The sequence below is a fragment of the Kitasatospora sp. Root107 genome, from assembly GCF_001424875.1.
Classification (GTDB): Bacteria; Actinomycetota; Actinomycetes; order Streptomycetales; family Streptomycetaceae; genus Kitasatospora.
The window spans coordinates 22914-38762 of sequence record NZ_LMCT01000003.1 but is presented as its reverse complement, the minus strand read 5'-3'; the positions used below and the strand labels follow the sequence as shown (position 1 = coordinate 38762).

At 71.5% G+C, this 15849-nt stretch carries 12 protein-coding genes; 2 read left to right on the top strand and 10 right to left on the bottom strand.

The window, feature by feature from the left end; genetic code table 11:
* Positions 1-12: 12 nt before the first annotated feature.
* Positions 13-642 carry a GNAT family N-acetyltransferase gene (locus ASC99_RS04715; protein WP_057228576.1) on the top strand — a complete coding sequence of 210 codons (630 nt, stop codon included), beginning with the start codon at positions 13-15 and terminating at the stop codon, positions 640-642.
* 73 nt (positions 643-715) lie between these two features.
* Here ASC99_RS04715 and trxA read toward each other — a convergent pair whose 3' ends face one another.
* From trxA to ASC99_RS04680, 7 genes are all read right to left on the bottom strand, one after another.
* A complete protein-coding gene (gene trxA / locus ASC99_RS04710; protein WP_057228574.1) occupies positions 716-1042 on the bottom strand; it encodes a thioredoxin in 327 nt (108 codons plus the stop codon).
* A 145-nt stretch (positions 1043-1187) separates the two neighbouring features.
* Positions 1188-2153, bottom strand: coding sequence for a thioredoxin-disulfide reductase (trxB, locus tag ASC99_RS04705; RefSeq protein WP_057228572.1), 966 nt, complete (start codon positions 2151-2153; stop codon positions 1188-1190).
* Between the two features lie 158 nt (positions 2154-2311).
* The gene (locus ASC99_RS04700) at positions 2312-3112 is read right to left on the bottom strand and encodes an anti-sigma factor (protein WP_057228570.1); all 801 of its coding nucleotides are present in this window, start codon (positions 3110-3112) and stop codon (positions 2312-2314) included.
* On the bottom strand, positions 3109-3828 hold the full coding sequence (gene sigM / locus ASC99_RS04695) for an RNA polymerase sigma factor SigM (protein ID WP_082598077.1): 720 nt from the start codon (positions 3826-3828) through the stop codon (positions 3109-3111). The genes ASC99_RS04700 and sigM overlap by 4 nt, the downstream gene beginning before the upstream one ends.
* Before the next feature lie 16 nt (positions 3829-3844).
* Entirely contained in the window at positions 3845-5707 is a 1863-nt protein-coding gene (locus ASC99_RS04690) for a protein kinase family protein (RefSeq protein WP_057228568.1), read from the bottom strand.
* 220 nt (positions 5708-5927) lie between these two features.
* Positions 5928-8114, bottom strand: coding sequence for a murein biosynthesis integral membrane protein MurJ (gene murJ, locus ASC99_RS04685; protein WP_057228566.1), 2187 nt, complete (start codon positions 8112-8114; stop codon positions 5928-5930).
* Positions 8115-8159: 45 nt separating this feature from the next.
* Complete coding sequence (locus tag ASC99_RS04680; RefSeq protein ID WP_157531368.1) at positions 8160-10463, bottom strand: DUF6049 family protein; 2304 nt, start codon at positions 10461-10463, stop codon at positions 8160-8162.
* A gap of 268 nt (positions 10464-10731) precedes the next feature.
* Between ASC99_RS04680 and ASC99_RS04675 the strand changes: the two genes are divergently transcribed.
* On the top strand, positions 10732-12153 hold the full coding sequence (locus ASC99_RS04675; RefSeq protein ID WP_200948276.1) for a CCA tRNA nucleotidyltransferase: 1422 nt from the start codon (positions 10732-10734) through the stop codon (positions 12151-12153).
* 53 nt (positions 12154-12206) lie between these two features.
* Here ASC99_RS04675 and ASC99_RS04670 read toward each other — a convergent pair whose 3' ends face one another.
* From ASC99_RS04670 to ASC99_RS04660, 3 genes are all read right to left on the bottom strand, one after another.
* Complete coding sequence (locus ASC99_RS04670; protein ID WP_057228559.1) at positions 12207-12965, bottom strand: hypothetical protein; 759 nt, start codon at positions 12963-12965, stop codon at positions 12207-12209.
* Between the two features lie 205 nt (positions 12966-13170).
* On the bottom strand, positions 13171-14490 hold the full coding sequence (locus ASC99_RS04665; protein ID WP_235502817.1) for an MFS transporter: 1320 nt from the start codon (positions 14488-14490) through the stop codon (positions 13171-13173).
* A gap of 159 nt (positions 14491-14649) precedes the next feature.
* On the bottom strand, positions 14650-15732 hold the full coding sequence (locus tag ASC99_RS04660; protein WP_057228557.1) for an inositol-3-phosphate synthase: 1083 nt from the start codon (positions 15730-15732) through the stop codon (positions 14650-14652).
* Between the last annotated feature and the right edge of the window lie 117 nt (positions 15733-15849).

The following is a 15849-nucleotide window of genomic DNA, read 5'->3' as shown; positions in this document are numbered from 1 at the left end:
GAGGGATGAGTCATGGGGCGCAGGATCGCTCCGCTGACCTTGGACAACCTGGGGGATCTCCCGCTGCCCTGCCGCTCCTGTGTCTTCTGGGAGCTGGATCCGGTCAGTGCCAGGGCGGCGGAGGAGAGCGGGAAGCCCGAGCTGGAGAAGGAGGGGTGGATCTCCGCGGTCCTGCTGGAGTGGGGCTCCTGCGGCCGGGTGGTCTACGTGGACGAGCTGCCGGTGGGCTACGTGCTCTACGCCCCGCCCGCCTACGTACCGCGCTCCTCGGCCTTTCCGACCAGTCCGGTCTCGCCGGACGCGGTCCAACTGATCGTCAGTCGGCTGCTGCCCGGCTACCAGCGGCAGGGGATCGGCCGGGTGCTGGTGCAGACGGTGGTGAAGGACGTGGTCGGCCGGGGGTTCAAGGCGATCGAGGCGTTCGGTGCGGCCGGCCGGGAGACTCCCAGCTGCCTGCTCCCGGCGGACCACCTGCGGGCGGTCGGTTTCAAGACCGTACGGCCGCACCACCGGTACCCCCGGCTGCGCCTGGAGGCCCGCACCACGCTGTCCTGGAAGGGCGATGTGGAGGTGGCCCTGGAGCGTCTGCTCGGCGGTGCCAGGGGTGGGCCTCGGAAGGAACCGGCGCTGCGGCCGTTCTGACGACATGTGGGGAGACGACATGAGAGAGGGGCCCCCTGAGGGGCCCCTCTCTCCGTGCGGTGTGCGTCGAGGACTAGATGTACTCGGCCAGCTCTCGGAGCAGTGCGGCCTTCGGGCGGGCGCCGGTGATGCTCTTCACCAGCTCGCCGTTCTGGTACACGTTCAGCGTCGGGATGGAGATCACGCCGTACTGCGCGGCGGTGCCCTGGTTGGCATCGACGTCGAGCTTGGCGATGGTGAGCTTGTCGCCGTGCTCGGTCGCGATCTCCTCGAGGATCGGGGCGACCTGGCGGCACGGGCCGCACCAGGTGGCCCAGAAGTCGACCAGGACGGGCTTGTCGCTCTTCAGAACCTCGGCGTCGAAGGTCGCGTCGGTCACGGTGATGGTGGCGCCGGCCACGGGAGCTCCTAAGGGTCAGAACGAGGTAGTGCTGAGAAGAACAACGGCAGGGGCTGTTCTGTTTCTTGCAGCGCCCCCTGTTTCACCGGAGTGGCTCAACAGAGCTGTTTCACGTGAAACAGGGAGCGGGGAAGTGCTGTGGTGATCAGACCGCGACGGCTGCGGCCTGGCTCTCCAGGTCGTCCAGCGCGGCCAGGTAGCGCTCGGCGTCCAGGGCGGCGGAGCAGCCGGTGCCCGCGGCGGTGATCGCCTGGCGGTAGGTGTGGTCGACCACGTCACCGGCGCCGAAGACACCGGGGATGTTGGTCCGGGTCGAGGGGGCCTCGACCTTGAGGTAGCCCTCGGCGTCCAGCTCCAGCTGGCCGGTGAAGAGGTCGGTCCGCGGGTCGTGGCCGATCGCGATGAACAGGCCGGTGACCGGCAGCTCGCGCTTCTCGCCGGTGGTGGTGTCCCGCAGGGTGACACCGGTCAGCTTCGGGTCGCCGTGGATCGCGTCCACCGCGCTGTCCCAGGCGAAGCTGATCTTCGGGTCGGCGAAGGCCCGCTCCTGCATCGCCTTGGAGGCGCGCAGGCTGTCCCGGCGGTGGATGATCGTGACCGACTTGGCGAACCGGGAGAGGAAGGTCGCCTCCTCCAGCGCGGTGTCGCCGCCGCCGACCACGGCGATGTCCTGGTCGCGGAAGAAGAAGCCGTCGCAGGTCGCGCACCAGGAGACGCCGCGACCGGAGAGCCTGTCCTCGTTCGGGAGGTCGAGCTTGCGGTGCTGGGAGCCGGTGGTGACGATCACGGCGCGGGCCCGGTGCACGGTGCCCTCGGAGTCGGTGACGGTCTTGATGTCACCGGTGAGGTCGACCGAGACGATGTCGTCCGGCACCAGCTCGGCGCCGAAGCGCTCGGCCTGGCCGCGCATGTTGTCCATCAGCTCGGGGCCCATGATGCCGTCCCGGAAGCCGGGGAAGTTCTCGACCTCGGTGGTGTTCATCAGCGCGCCACCAGCGGTGACGGCACCCTCGAAGACCAAGGGCTTGAGGGAGGCTCGGGCGGTGTAGAGGGCAGCGGTGTAGCCGGCCGGGCCTGAGCCGATGATGATCACGTTACGGACGTCGCTCACTACATCTCCTGGTTCGCATCGCGACCCGCACTTCGGCGGGGAGGGCGGTCCTGCTCCGCCGGGGACAACGATTCACCAGTGTCGCTCATTCCCCGGTGCGGTTGCAGCCGACGCCCGCACAGTGGTCGTCCGGATCGGACACGTGACGGTGGGACGGGCTACTTGGCGGGGACGGTGCGGTGCAGCTGCACCCGGCAGTCGGCGGTCACCAGATAGACGTCCAACCGGCCGCCGGGGAGCGGGTACACCAGCGCGGTGACCCGGTCCGGGCCGAACCGGCCGGGGACGGCGAGCAGCGGCGTGCCGGATGCGGTCGACGGGCAGGGCGCCGCCGATGCGGAGGCCGCGCCGGCCTCGGGGTCGGACTCGGCCCCGAGCGAGGGCCCCTTGAGAGTGGAGTCCGCTCCCTGCTCGCTCGGCCGGGTCGGACTGCTCCGGACCAACAGGTGGATCTGACCGGCCAGTTCGGCCTCGGTGAAGACCTGCGCCCCGGCGGCGACGTCCTGCTGCCGGGGCGCGGCAGCGCCCGCCGCCGTGGTGTTCGTGCTGGAGGAGTCCTGCTGCTGGCTGAGCAGGGTGCCGCCCAGGCCGAGGGCGGCGAGACAGGCCGCCGTCGCCAGCAGCGCGCGGCCGCGGCGGCGGAGCCGGCGCGCCGGCCCGGGCCGGCGGCGGGTGAGCGGCGTGGCCGGGTCGGCGGCCGGGGTCACCGGGACGGCGGCCTCGACCGCGAGGGCGGCGTCGATCCGATCGGCCAGCTCGGCGGGCAGCGGGGGGAAGTCCTCCACCGCGCCGAGGAGTTCGCGGACCTCGGCCAGCGCGGCGTAGGTGTCGGTGCACTCCGCGCAGCCGGTCAGGTGGGCCTGCAGCAGCGGCAGCTCGGCCGGGTCGGTGAGGTCCTCGGCCAGGTCGGCCAGCAGCTCGACGTCGGGGTGGCCGGCCTCGGTCCAGGAGGGGGTCATCGTGGTGTCACGTCTCCTCTCAGGGCCTGGCCGGGGAGTGGCCGTGGTGGGACGGATCGCGAGCCGTCCTGGTTCCCCGCAGTCCTCTCGGGTACGCCGGTTTCACGTGAAACACCGTCGGCAGTCGCTGCCTCCGATGGTGTTTCACGTGAAACGGTGCGCAGGTGCCGCACCAGCGGCAGCAGTTTGGCCCGCCCCCGGGCGCACCGGCTCTTCACCGTGCCGACGGGTACGCCGAGCAGTTCGGCCGCCTCCGCGACGGCGTACCCCTGCATGTCCACCAGCACCAGGGCGGCCCGCTGCTCGACCGGGAGCGCGGCCAGCGCGGCGGTCACCTCGCGCTGGAGCTCGGCCCGGACCACCAGGGTCTCGGTCGCCTCGGCGCTGCCGAGCAGGGCGTCCAGCCGGTGCTGCTCATGATCCAGCGGGGTGGCCGGACGGCTGGCGGCGCGGCGGGCTCGGTCCAGGCAGGCGTTGACGACGATCCGGTGCAGCCAGGTCGTGACGGCCGAACGGCCCTGGAAGGTATGGGCGGCGCGGAAGGCCGATACCAGGGCGTCCTGCAGGGCGTCGGCGGCCTCCTCGCGGTCGCCCAGGGTGCGCAGGGCGACCGCCCACAGCCGGTCCCGGTGACGGTGCACCAGGAGGCCGAAGGCGTCCGGGTCGCCGGCGGTGTGCCGGGCCAGCAGGGTGGCGTCCGGGATCTGTTCCGTCATGGCCGCCCCCTCCCCGTCAGCTGGTGACCTTCACCTCGGCGATCTTGCCGCGGTACTTCCCGTCGGAGCCATCCTTGGGGACGCTGGTCAGCCAGATCAAGAGGTAGCGGGTGGTGAGTGGTTGGGCGGGCGTCAGCTGCACCGTGGTGCCGGTGCCCTGAGCGGCCGGTGCGCTCAGGCTGTCCAGGCCCGCCTTGGTGGCCGGGGGAGCGGTCAGGGTGTCCTTGGACGTGGCCCGGAGCTGGACCGTGCTGGGACCGCCGAGCTGGACCTCGACCGAGCCGACCTGCTGGACCGAGCCGAGGTCGATCAGCAGCCCGGTACCGGGGCGGTAGTCGCCGCCCAGGTTGTCCTCGTAGCCCGAGGTCTGCCAGCCGGTGGCCGGGTTGCCGTCGAAGGCCAGCGGGGCCTCGATGAGGTGCTGGTCCTTGTCGTCGCCGAGTGCGTTGAACGGGATGGCTCCGGCGATCGTGACCGGCTTGGCGACGACGGTGCCGGGGGAGGCCGGGGCGCTCTGGCCGGGCGGCGGCGGTTGCCCGTCGACGCTGTTGCTGTCGTGCAGGTGGAGATTGCTGACGAGCTGCCAGGAGGCCACCCCGATCGCGGCCAGGGCGACCAGCGAGGCGGTCACCCGGACCAGCCTGCGCAGCCGGGGGCGGCTCGGCCGGGCAGCGGTCGCCGGGGTGCCCATCGGGGCCGGGCCGTCGGCGAGCCGGATCTGCGGGCGGTGCTGCTGCGGCCGCGGTGGTCGGGGCGGCGGGGTGAAGGCCGGTGGCGGGGGCGGCTCGGGCTGCCGGATCTTCGGCATCAGCGCGATGGCCCTGGCCAGTTCCTCCGGCGTGGTGATCGGGTCCTGGTGGTGCGGCGGCTGCTCGCACAGGGCCCGGGCGGCGATCTCGGCCAGGCCCTTGTGCACGCCCGCCCTGACCTGGTCCGGCGGGACGCAGCCGAGGCCCTTGGGCAGCCCCTGCAGGTCGTACCGGTCCTCCGGGTAGGGCCAGCGGTGGGTCAGCGCCGCGTACAGCAGTGCGCCGATCGCCCGGGTGTCGGTGAGCGCGGCGTCGTCGTCCGGCAGCCCGCGCAGCGCGGCGTCCACCGCGATGCCGTTGATCCGGTACTGCCCGCTCTCGGTGCGCAGCACGCACCTCGGGGTGAGCCGCAGGTGGGCCTGGCCGCGCTTGTGGGCCGCCGCGATCGCCTCGGCGACCTGACGGACCATCTGGTACGCGTCGTACGGCTCCAGCGGTCCGTCGGCGAGCAGTTGGGCCAGGTCGGCGGCGCCGGGCAGCCACTCCCGGATCACGTAGACGTGGTCGCCCTCCTGGACCGCGTCGAGCACCTGGACGAAGCGCAGGTCGCCGAGCAGGGCGGCGGACTTGGCGGCGGCCAGCACGCCCCGGGCGCGCTGGTGTCCGGCGGCGAGCAGGTGGACGCCGACCGCGCGGCGGAGCTTCTCGTCCACCGCGCGCCAGCTGCTGAAGAACTCGGACTGGGTGATGCACTCCTCCAGCCGGTAGCGGTCGGCGATCCGGTCGCCGCTGTGCCGGTCGGGGGCGGGGCGGAGCAGCGGGAGCTCGCCGGTCGGCTGGTCCAGGGTGGCGGCCGGGTCGAACTCCGTCTCGTCCTCGGCCTGCTCGTCCTGCTCTGTCGGCGCGGTATCGGCGGCCTCAGCGGTGTCGGCGACCTCGGCGGCCGGGCCGGACTTCGGCGGCCGGCCGGTGAGCTCCGCGGCGATCTCGGCGGCCGACAGGGGGGCGGTGGCCTCGGCGGAGCTCTCCGCCGTCGGTTCGTCGGCCGGGGTCTCCCCGGCTGTGGTGGCCGGTGCCGTCTCGTCGTCCGCTACGGACGTGCCGACAACCGCCTTGGTGCCATCAGCCACCGTTGTCCTGCCTCCCCTTGTGTCGCCCCGGGTCCCGGAAAACCGGCCGTCCGCCCGGCCCCTGGGGGCGGCAGCGTGCCAGGACAATTGTGCCCACTCTTCCTCCCCTGCTACGACCGTTGGGCGGTCCGGCTGGTTGCGTTCCGGTTGCGACCGTCCGGCCCGACTCCGGGCGGTGGCACCCGGACTGAGGGAGCGGAAGATCCCGGCTGACGCCCGGTCAGCGGCCGAGTCGGCTACGCACCATACCGATCATCGCGTTCAGCTCCTCGATCCGCATCCGGCGGGCGACCAGTGCGAACACCGTGAGCTGCAGTCCGCCCGCCAGCAGGACCGTGACCACCGCGCCCGCCCAGTCACCGAGCAGGCCGGTGAGCAGGTCGTTCAGCAGCAGACTGGCAGCCAGGCCGAGGACGGCGGCGGGCAGCGAGGCGATCGCCAGCCGGATGTAGGTCTTGGCGATCCGGCCGGTGTCCAGACCGCCGATCTTCGCCTTGAGCTTGGGCACCGCGACCGCGACGCCGACCGCGTAGGAGAGGCCGTAGCCGAAGGCCATCCCGGTGACCGCCCACTGGGCGGGCAGCACGAACCAGCAGAGCACTGCCGTGGCGGCCTGGCAGAGGGCCACCCAGAGCGTGTTGGAGAACGGCGTCCGGGTGTCCTCGTAGGCGTAGAAGCCGCGCAGCAGCACGTACTGGACGGAGTACGGGATCAGGCCCAGCGCGAAGGCCGAGAGCATGTAGCCGACCGCCGTGGTGCTGTGCGCGACCGCGCCGCCGTTGCCCAGGCCGTAGATCGCGCTGCCGATCACCGGGCCGAGCGCGAGGAACAGGAAGGCGGCGGGCACGATCGCCACCGCCGAGGTGCGCAGCCCGTACGAGAGGTCGTCCCGGACCGCGCCGGCGTCGCCGTCGGCCGCCGAGCGGGAGAGCCGGGGGAGCACCGCGCTCATCACCGAGACGGTGATCACGGCCATCGGGAGCTGCCAGATCAGCAGGGCGTTGGAGTAGGCGGCCAGGCCGACCCCGAGGTGCCCGGTCTTCTCGGCGGCGGCGCCGGCCGCGGTGGCGAGCTGGGTGATCACCAGGAAGCCGGCCTGGTTGGCGAGCACGAACAGGAAGGTCCACTTGGCCAGCCGGGCGGCCTTGCCGAGGCCGTGGCCGCGCCAGTCGAAGCGCGGCCTGAAGTGGAAGTCGGCGGCCCGCAGGTAGGGGATCATCGAGAGCGCCTGGACGGCCAGGCCGAGCAGGGTGCCCAGGCCGAGCAGCCGGATGCCCTCGGGGGAGATGGTGGCGGGGGTGACCTCGGTGCGCTGGAAGGCGCCGAAGACCCAGATGTACATCCCGAAGGTGAAGATCACCACGATGTTGTTGAGGACCGGGGTCCACATCATCGCGCCGAACCGGCCCCGGGCGTTCAGGATCTGACCCATCACCACATGGATGCCCATGAAGAAGATGGTCGGCAGGCAGTACCGGGCCAGCGCCACCGTGGTGTCGGCGCTCGCCTGGTCCCGCATCAGCGAGTGCGAGATCAGCTGGACCAGCAGCGGTGCGCCCAGCACGGCGAGGAAGACGACCCCGGCCAGGCCGGCCATCACCAGGGTGAGCAGCCGGTTGGCGTAGGCGGTGCCGCCGTCCTCGTCCTGCTTCATCGCGCGGACCAGCTGGGGGACGAACACCGCGTTCAGCGCGCCGCCGCCGATCAGGATGTAGAGCAGGGTGGGCAGCGTGTTGGCGGCGTTGTACGAGTCGCCCATGGTGCCGACGCCGATCGCGGCGGCGATCACCATGGTGCGCAGGAATCCGGTGCCCCGGGAGACCAGGGTGCCGGCGGCCATGATCGCGCTGGAGTTCACCAGACTGCTGATCTTTCCGCCACCGGACGACTCCGGCCGGTGGTCCGCCGCCGGCTCCGGCTCCGGCTCGGGCGGCAGCTCGGGGCCGGATGTCTCCGCCTCGGAGAGCGGGGGGTCGAACTCGATCGGCGGGACGAAGGGGCGGGGTTCCTCGGCCTTCGCCAGCAGGGTGTCCACGCCGACGTACTCGGTGCTCTCGGAGTGCCGTGGGCCGCCCGCGCCGGTATCCCCTGACGGTGCGTCGGCGGCCACGGCCGGCCAGCGCGGGGTGGGCGCGGTCAGACCGGCCTCGGGCTCGTGGTGCGAGGGCTGGAGCAGCTGGAGGGTCTGCGGGTCGTCCTGGGTGGCCTGCTGCTGCGGCAGCGCCGGGGTCCGCAGCCCGTACGGGTCGGCCCCGGCCTCGTTCGGGAACGGGTCGGCGGCGTACGGGTCCTGGGCGTAGGTGTCCGTCAGGTACCAGTCGGCGGGCTGCTCGGCCGCACCGTCCTGGCCCGTGGCGGCGCGACTCTGCTCACGACCCTGTGCTCGCTCCTCGCGCGGCCCGCTCATGCCACCTCATCGATGCTCGGGTACGGCTGCCCGGAAGGGGCCGCCTCAGTGCCCCACCTTCTCATCACCGGGGGCGTGTTCCTCGGCATCTGCGCCGGACTCCTGCGCCGCGCCTCCCTCCTCCTCGTCGGGCTCCGCAGCCCGCTTGCGCCGCTGGAGGGTGAACCGGACGGCGGCCAGCAGTATCAGGAGCACGCCGCCGCCGATCGCGTACAGCACGCCGGAGGTGACCGAGGTGACCTCGACCGTGAAGACGACCGGTTTGCCGTACGCCTCCTCGTGGGTGCCGGTGGTCATCAGCTGGGCGGTCATCTGCACCTTGCCGTTGTTCCGGGCGCTGGCCGGGAAGTGCAGGGTCTGGCTGGTGACGGCCTCCAGCAGCACGTCCTTCTGGAGGCCCACGTTGACCCGGTTCGGCTGACTGGAGCTCAGCTTGACCCGGAGGTTGCCGACCGCCTGGTTGAGGTCGTTCTTCACGCTGACCAGGACGGTGCCGGTGTCACCTGCGAGGGTGACCGTGCTCTTGGGGGTGAGCTTGACCGCGCCGATCAGACTGACCAGGTAGTCCTGCACGCCCTTCCGGTACGAGCTGCCCTCCGCGCTCTGGTCCCGCCAGGCGGTGGACATCGAGCGGACCATGGCGGCGCTGAACGGGCCGCGCACCCGCTGGGGCTGGGTGAGGATGAAGAGCAGCTGGTCCAGCTTGCCCTGGATGTCCATCACCTGACCGAGCGTCGCGGCGGACAGCTCGCTCGCGCGCAGCCGCTGCGGGTAGTCGGCCGGGCCGGGGACGGTGGTATTGGCGTCCGGATCGGCCGGAGCGGTGGCCACGGTCTGGAGGTTCACCAGCTTGGCCCAGCCACCCTGCTGGGCCTGGGTGACCGCCTCGGCCAGCGCACCGGCGGAGCCGGTGGTGAGGTTGCGGGGCGGCAGCACCAGCAGGGTGCGCGGGGTCTCCGGCAGCTGACGGTTGATCACCATGGTCTCGGCCAGGAAGCGCTGGACGGCCGCGCTCCGGGCCTGCGGGGAGGACAGGTCGGGCTGGAACAGGTCGGAGACGGTGGAGTCGGCGACCACGGCGGTCTGCCCGTTGCCGATCGGCCGGGCGGCGCTCGGCGTGTAGTTCATCGAGGTGTCCGGCAGGCTCGCACTGCTGGTCAGCACCAGGTTCTCCCCGGCGGCCAGGGCGGTGGCGGCGATCTGCTGGTCCAGGTAGCCCTGGTAGGGCCAGGCGACGTCGGCCCGGGCATCGGTGGACAGCCGGCCCTCGGCCGTCACCTCACCGGCCGTCCCGGCCTTGCGGAGCGCGTCGGCCATTCCGTTCAGGCCCGCGCCGTTGTGGGCGATCGAGGCCAGGTCCGGGTCGGCGTACGGCAGCGCGACCACCTGGCTGCCCGCTCCGGCCACTGCGGTGCGGAGCTGCTTGAGCCACTCCGTGGCGGCGTCCTTGCCGGTGCCGGGGACGGTGTTGCTCTCCTTGGCGGGCTCCCCGGCGGTGTTCGGCTTCTGGACCCGGTACGGCTTGGTCATCGCGAACACGGTGTCCAGCAGGTCGGGGTCGATCACCCAGGTCAGCCCGGGCAGCTGACCGCCGGTCTGCACCAGCTGTCCGAGCCGCCCGCCCGGGGCCAGCTCGGTGGCCAGGCTGTCGTCCCGCAGCACCGGCACCGGGTCGTTGTCCTGCATGGTCTGGGCCACCAGCTCGGGCGTGTGGGTGATCGGCCAGACCACCGCGAGCTGGGTCGGGTGGGCGATCGCCTCGCTCCTGTACGGGAGGAAGGTCCGGGCGATGCCGAGGGTGTGCGGGTCCTCGTCGTCCGGGGTGACGCCGGCCACGTCCACCGCCAGCTCGTACACCCCGCCCTTGCCGACCTTGAGATCGGCGACCGACACCTGGACGGTGTAGGGACTGCTCTGGCCCGCCGCCAGCGTGCCCAGGCCCTTCCGGCTCGCCGCGACCGGGGTGCCGTCCGCGCCGGCCGGCTCACCGCGCCGGACGAGCTGGTCGAGGCTGCTGCGGCTGGCCAGCGTCCGGCCGGAGGCCGACTGCTGCCGGATGCTCACGGTGACGTCCTTCAGCGCGGCCGAACCGGAGTTGGTGACCACGCCGTTGACCGTCACGGTGTCGCCCGCCGCTGCCCACCCCTTGGGCGCGACCGAGTCGACGGCGACGGTGGCCGGGTACTCCGGGGAGGCGGCGACGAAGCCGACCGGTGCGGCCGCGGCCGGCAGCACGCCGGGGACCAGGACGGCGCCGAATGCCAGCAGGCCGGAGAGCTGTCTGGCCACCCGGCCCGTTCGGGTGCGGGCCACCGTACGCGGACCCGACTGCCGTACCGGCTCAACCACGCTTCGACCTCGCCGTTCTGGATCGGGTTGGAACTGAATTCAGTCCTGGACGGGGACCCACAGCGGCGGCCGACGGCCCGGGCCGGGATCTCTCCACCGGCATGGTAACGAGGCCGGTGGTCCGGTGGTGTTGCGGGTTGGGGGCTGACCGGCGGAAAACCTGGCGACGGCGGGGCGGGGTGGGCACGTACCCTTGTGAGCCGTGTCCACTGTCAATGAGTCCAGCGCCAGTCCGTCCAGCACCGACGCCCGTGCCGCCGCCCCAGGGCTGAGCGAGGCGCAGGCCCTCGGCCTGCAAGAACTGCTCCGGGTCTCCCCGGTGGCGGACGAGATCGCCGAGCGGTTCCAGGCCGCCGGGCACCGGCTGGCCCTGGTCGGCGGCTCGGTCCGGGACGCGCTGCTCGGCCGGCTCGGCAACGACCTCGACTTCACCACCGACGCCCGCCCCGAGCAGGTGCTCAAGCTGGTGAAGGGCTGGGCGGACGCGGTCTGGGACGTCGGCATCGCCTTCGGCACCGTCGGCGCTCGCAAGGACACCGTGGACGGCTCGTTCCTGATCGAGATCACCACCTACCGCAGCGAGGCGTACGACCGCACGTCGCGCAAGCCCGAGGTGACCTACGGCGAGACCATCGAACAGGACCTGGTCCGGCGGGACTTCACCGTCAACGCGATGGCCGTCGACCTGCCGGGCCGCGGCTTCGTCGACCCGCACCACGGTCTGGACGACCTGGAGGCCCGGGTGCTGCGCACCCCCGCCACGCCCGAGGAGTCCTTCTCCGACGACCCGCTGCGGATGATGCGGGCGGCCAGGTTCGCCGCCCAGCTGGACTTCGAGCCCGCTCCCGAGGTGGTCGCCGCGATGACCGCGATGGCCGAGCGGATCACCATCGTCTCCGCCGAGCGGGTGCAGGCCGAGCTCAACAAGCTGCTGCTCGCCGAGCACCCGGTGAAGGGCCTGCGGCTGCTGGTCGACACCGGCCTGGCCGACCACGTGCTGCCCGAACTCCCCGCGCTCCGGCTGGAGAGCGACGAGCACCACCGGCACAAGGACGTCTACGAGCACTCGCTGACCGTGCTGGAGCAGGCCATCGCGCTGGAGCAGGACGGGCCCGACCTGGTGCTGCGGCTGGCCGCGCTGCTGCACGACATCGGCAAGCCGCGGACCCGGCGGTTCGAGTCCGACGGCCGGGTGTCCTTCCACCACCACGAGGTGGTCGGCGCCAAGATGACCGGCAAGCGGATGCGGGACCTGAAGTACTCCAAGGACCTGACCGAGGAGGTCTCGCGGCTGGTCGAGCTGCACCTGCGCTTCCACGGCTACGGCGGCGGGGAGTGGACCGACTCGGCGGTCCGTCGCTACGTCACCGACGCGGGCCCGCTACTGGAGCGGCTGCACAAGCTCACCCGCTCCGACTGCACCACCCGCAACCGGAAGAAGGCCGCCGCCCTCTCCCGGACGTACGACTCGCTGGAGACCCGGATCTCCGAGCTCCGCGAGCAGGAGCAGCTGGACGCCATCCGCCCGGCGCTGGACGGCAACGAGATCATGCGGCTGCTCGACCTCAAGCCGGGCCCGCAGGTCGGCAAGGCGTACAAGCACCTGCTCGAACTCCGGCTGGAGCACGGGCCGATGGAGCTCGAGGCGGCGGAGGCGGCGCTGCGCGAGTGGTGGGCGGAACAGCAGTAGGAACGAACTGAGGGGGCGTCCGAATCGGACGCCCCCTCAGCTTTCGTCAGTGCTTACTTGTCGAAGAACTGCAGGCAGAGCATGAACTTCTGCGAGCCCTTCTCCTCGTAGTAGTAGCCGTCCGACTCGGGGAACTTGTCGCAGACCTTGCCGTCGGTGGTGTTGTCCACCTTGCCGACGATCTTCGCCTCGGCCTTCGGGTCCGAGCAGTCGAGCACCACCACGTCGGGGTGGTTGTCCTCGGTGCCGGCCGCCACGGTGGTGTTCCGGTTGTGCACGCACTCACCGATCGAGGCGTACTCCGGGTCGCTCTTGACCGAGAACCCGATGGCCAGCGCGACGATCACCGGCAGCAGCAGGCCCAGGATGGCCGCGCGCTGGAACACCGGCTTGCCCGGGTTCATCGGCTGCCCGGGGGCACCGGGGATGGGCTCGGCCAGCTTGTTGATCTTCGCCCGCTGCGGGATGTTGATCAGCATGGTGATCGGGTTGATGATCATCGACGCGATGCCCCACCAGCCCTGCCAGAGGCTCTTCGCCGTCATGTCCCGGTGCGCGGCGATACCGCAGGTCCGGCAGAACGGGCCCTGCAGCTTGAGGAACTTCATGATGACCAGGAAGCCCTGGTGCCCGCGGATGGTGGCCTCCACCGCAGGAGCCGAACCACAGAAACGGCAGAACGGACCGGCCGGCAGCCCCTGCTGGAACTGCTGGGACTGTTCGAACGGCTGGGCCGGAATGGGCGGAGCCGCAGCGGCCGGGTCGACGGGCGGAGCGCCGTACGGGACCTGCTGGGGAGGCGGAGTGGACATGGGATTCCCCCGAGTGTGACTGATGTGCCGGAAGTGAACGGTGCAAACTATCGGCAGGTCAGCGGCGTTCGGAAGCCAGTTCGGCGTAGGTGGGGGAATGGACATCCAACCGTGACCGCCGCGCCCGAATTGTCGGATCACAAGATCGACGGTGGCCGGCCGGGTCGAGGCGCCGGCCAACGGGTACCGGGTTGCTCGAAGCAACTCAGTGGGATCCAGCCGTGGCCGGGACGGGGGACCGGCGGGCCGCGTGGGCGTACAGGGCGGCGGTCAGAGCGTAGAGCACGGCGACGCCGAGCATCAGTGGGACGGAGCGGCCGTCGAGGGGGAGGACGAGGGCGGTGACGAAGGCGGCGGCGACGAAGGCGAGGTTGAAGAGGACGTCGTAGATGGCGAAGACGCGGCCGCGGTAGGCGTCCTCGACGGACTCCTGGACGACGGTGTCGGCGCAGATCTTGATGCCCTGGGTGACCACGCCGAGCAGCAGGGCGGCGGCCATGGTGGGGCCGAGGGAGAAGGTCAGGCCGAGGGTGGGGACGAAGGCGGCGGCCGAGGCGGCGCAGGTGGTGAGCCAGCCGGAGAGGCCGAGGCGGCGGGTGCACCAGGGGCTGATGACGGCGGCGAGGAAGAAGCCGACGGCGGAGACGAAGAGGGCCTGGCCGAGGGTGGTCATGCCGGCGGCGCTGTCGGTGGGGTTGTTGAAGGTGTAGCGGGAGAGCATCAGCAGGACCACGACCAGGATCCCGTAGCAGAAACGGGCGGCGGTGACGGCGGCCAGGGCGTGCGCGGCCGGTCGGCAGTCCCGGACCAAGTGGCGTACACCGTCGGCGAGTTCACGGGCGGCCAGGCCGAGCGCCCGGCGCAGAGGCGGCCGGTCCGGGTGGCGGTCGGGGCCGAGCAGGTCGGGGTCCATCCGCAGCGCGGTCAGGGCGGCGCTCAGGTAGAGCAGGGCGGCGACGGTGACCAGCAGGGCGTCGGCCCGGGGGCCGGGCGGCAGGATCAGGTGGACCACGAAGCCGAGGCCGCCGCCGCAGAACGCGGCGACGGTGCCGAGGGTGGGGGAGAGAGCGTTCGCGGTGACCAGCTGCTCGGGCCGGGCGACCACCCGGGGCAGCGCGGCGGAGAGTCCGGCCAGGATGAACCGGTTGAGGGCGGTGACCAGCAGGGCCGCGCCGAGGAAGAGCCAGTCCGGCATCCGGGCCAGCAGCAGGGCTCCGGTCACCAACCCGAGCCCGCAGCGGGCCAGGTTGCCGAGGTAGAGCACCTGCCGTCGGCGCCAGCGGTCGAGCAGGACGCCGGCGAACGGGCCGATCAGCGAGAACGGCAGCAGCAGCACCAGCAGGACCGAGGCGATGTCGGCCGGGCTGGACTGGCGCTCGGGCGAGAAGATCACGTACGAGGCCAGCGAGATCTGGAAGACCCCGTCGGAGAGCTGGGAGAGCACCCGGGCGGTGAGCAGTCGCCGGAAATCGGCAGCCCGGAACAGGCCGGTGAGTGAGTTGCCGCCGTTCCCCGTCTGAGCCACCCGCCCAGGGTGCCATGGTCGGTGCCGATGTTTCACGTGAAACATGGCCGGACACCCCGACCGGACACCCGGCCAGGCACCCGACTCGGCGTCACCGCCGAAAACCCCGGAGGGCCCTGACCATGGGTCAGGGCCCTCCGGGGCGTCAGCTCAGGAACTTCAGCGCTCGACCTCGCCGCGGATGAACTTCTCCACGTTGTCGCGGGCCTCGTCGTCGAAGTACTGCACCGGCGGGGACTTCATGAAGTACGAGGACGCCGACAGGATCGGGCCACCGATGCCCCGGTCCATGGCGATCTTCGCGGCGCGGACGGCGTCGATGATGACACCGGCCGAGTTCGGGGAGTCCCAGACCTCGAGCTTGTACTCGAGGTTCAGCGGGACGTCGCCGAAGGCGCGACCCTCGAGGCGGACGTACGCCCACTTGCGGTCGTCGAGCCACGCGACGTAGTCGGACGGGCCGATGTGGACGTTCTTGGCGCCCAGGTCGCGGTCCCGGACCTGGGAGGTGACGGCGTTGGTCTTCGAGATCTTCTTGGACTCGAGGCGGTCACGCTCGAGCATGTTCTTGAAGTCCATGTTGCCGCCGACGTTCAGCTGCATGGTGCGCTCCAGCAGGACACCGCGGTCCTCGAAGAGCTTCGCCATCACGCGGTGCGTGATGGTCGCGCCGACCTGCGACTTGATGTCGTCACCGACGATCGGCACGCCGGCCTCGGTGAACTTGTCCGCCCACTCCTTGGTGCCGGCGATGAACACCGGGAGGGCGTTCACGAAGCCGACCTTGGCGTCGAGCGCGCACTGGGCGTAGAAGCGGGCGGCGTCCTCGGAACCCACCGGCAGGTAGCAGACCAGGACGTCGACCTGGCGGTCCTTCAGGACCTGCACGACGTCGACCGGGGCCTCGTCGGACTGCTCGATGGTCTCGAGGTAGTACTTGCCGAGACCGTCGAGGGTGTGACCACGCTGCACGGTGACGCCGGTCGGCGGCACGTCGCAGATCTTGATGGTGTTGTTCTCGCTGGCGCCGATGGCGTCCGCGAGGTCGAAGCCGACCTTCTTGGCGTCGACGTCGAACGCGGCGACGAACTCCACGTCACCGACGTGGTACTCGCCGAACTGCACGTGCATCAGCCCAGGGACCTTGCCGGCGGGGTCGGCGTCCTTGTAGTACTCGACACCCTGAACCAGCGACGCGGCACAGTTGCCGACGCCCACGATGGCTACGCGAACCGAACCCATTCCGGTTGCTCCCTTTGAATCATGAGACCCGCCCGATCGGGCGGCCTCGCTCAACTTCTCTTCTCTGGTGGGCGCGACGCGCCCAGTCCCGCCGCGCGCACCAGAGGGTCGCGGCGA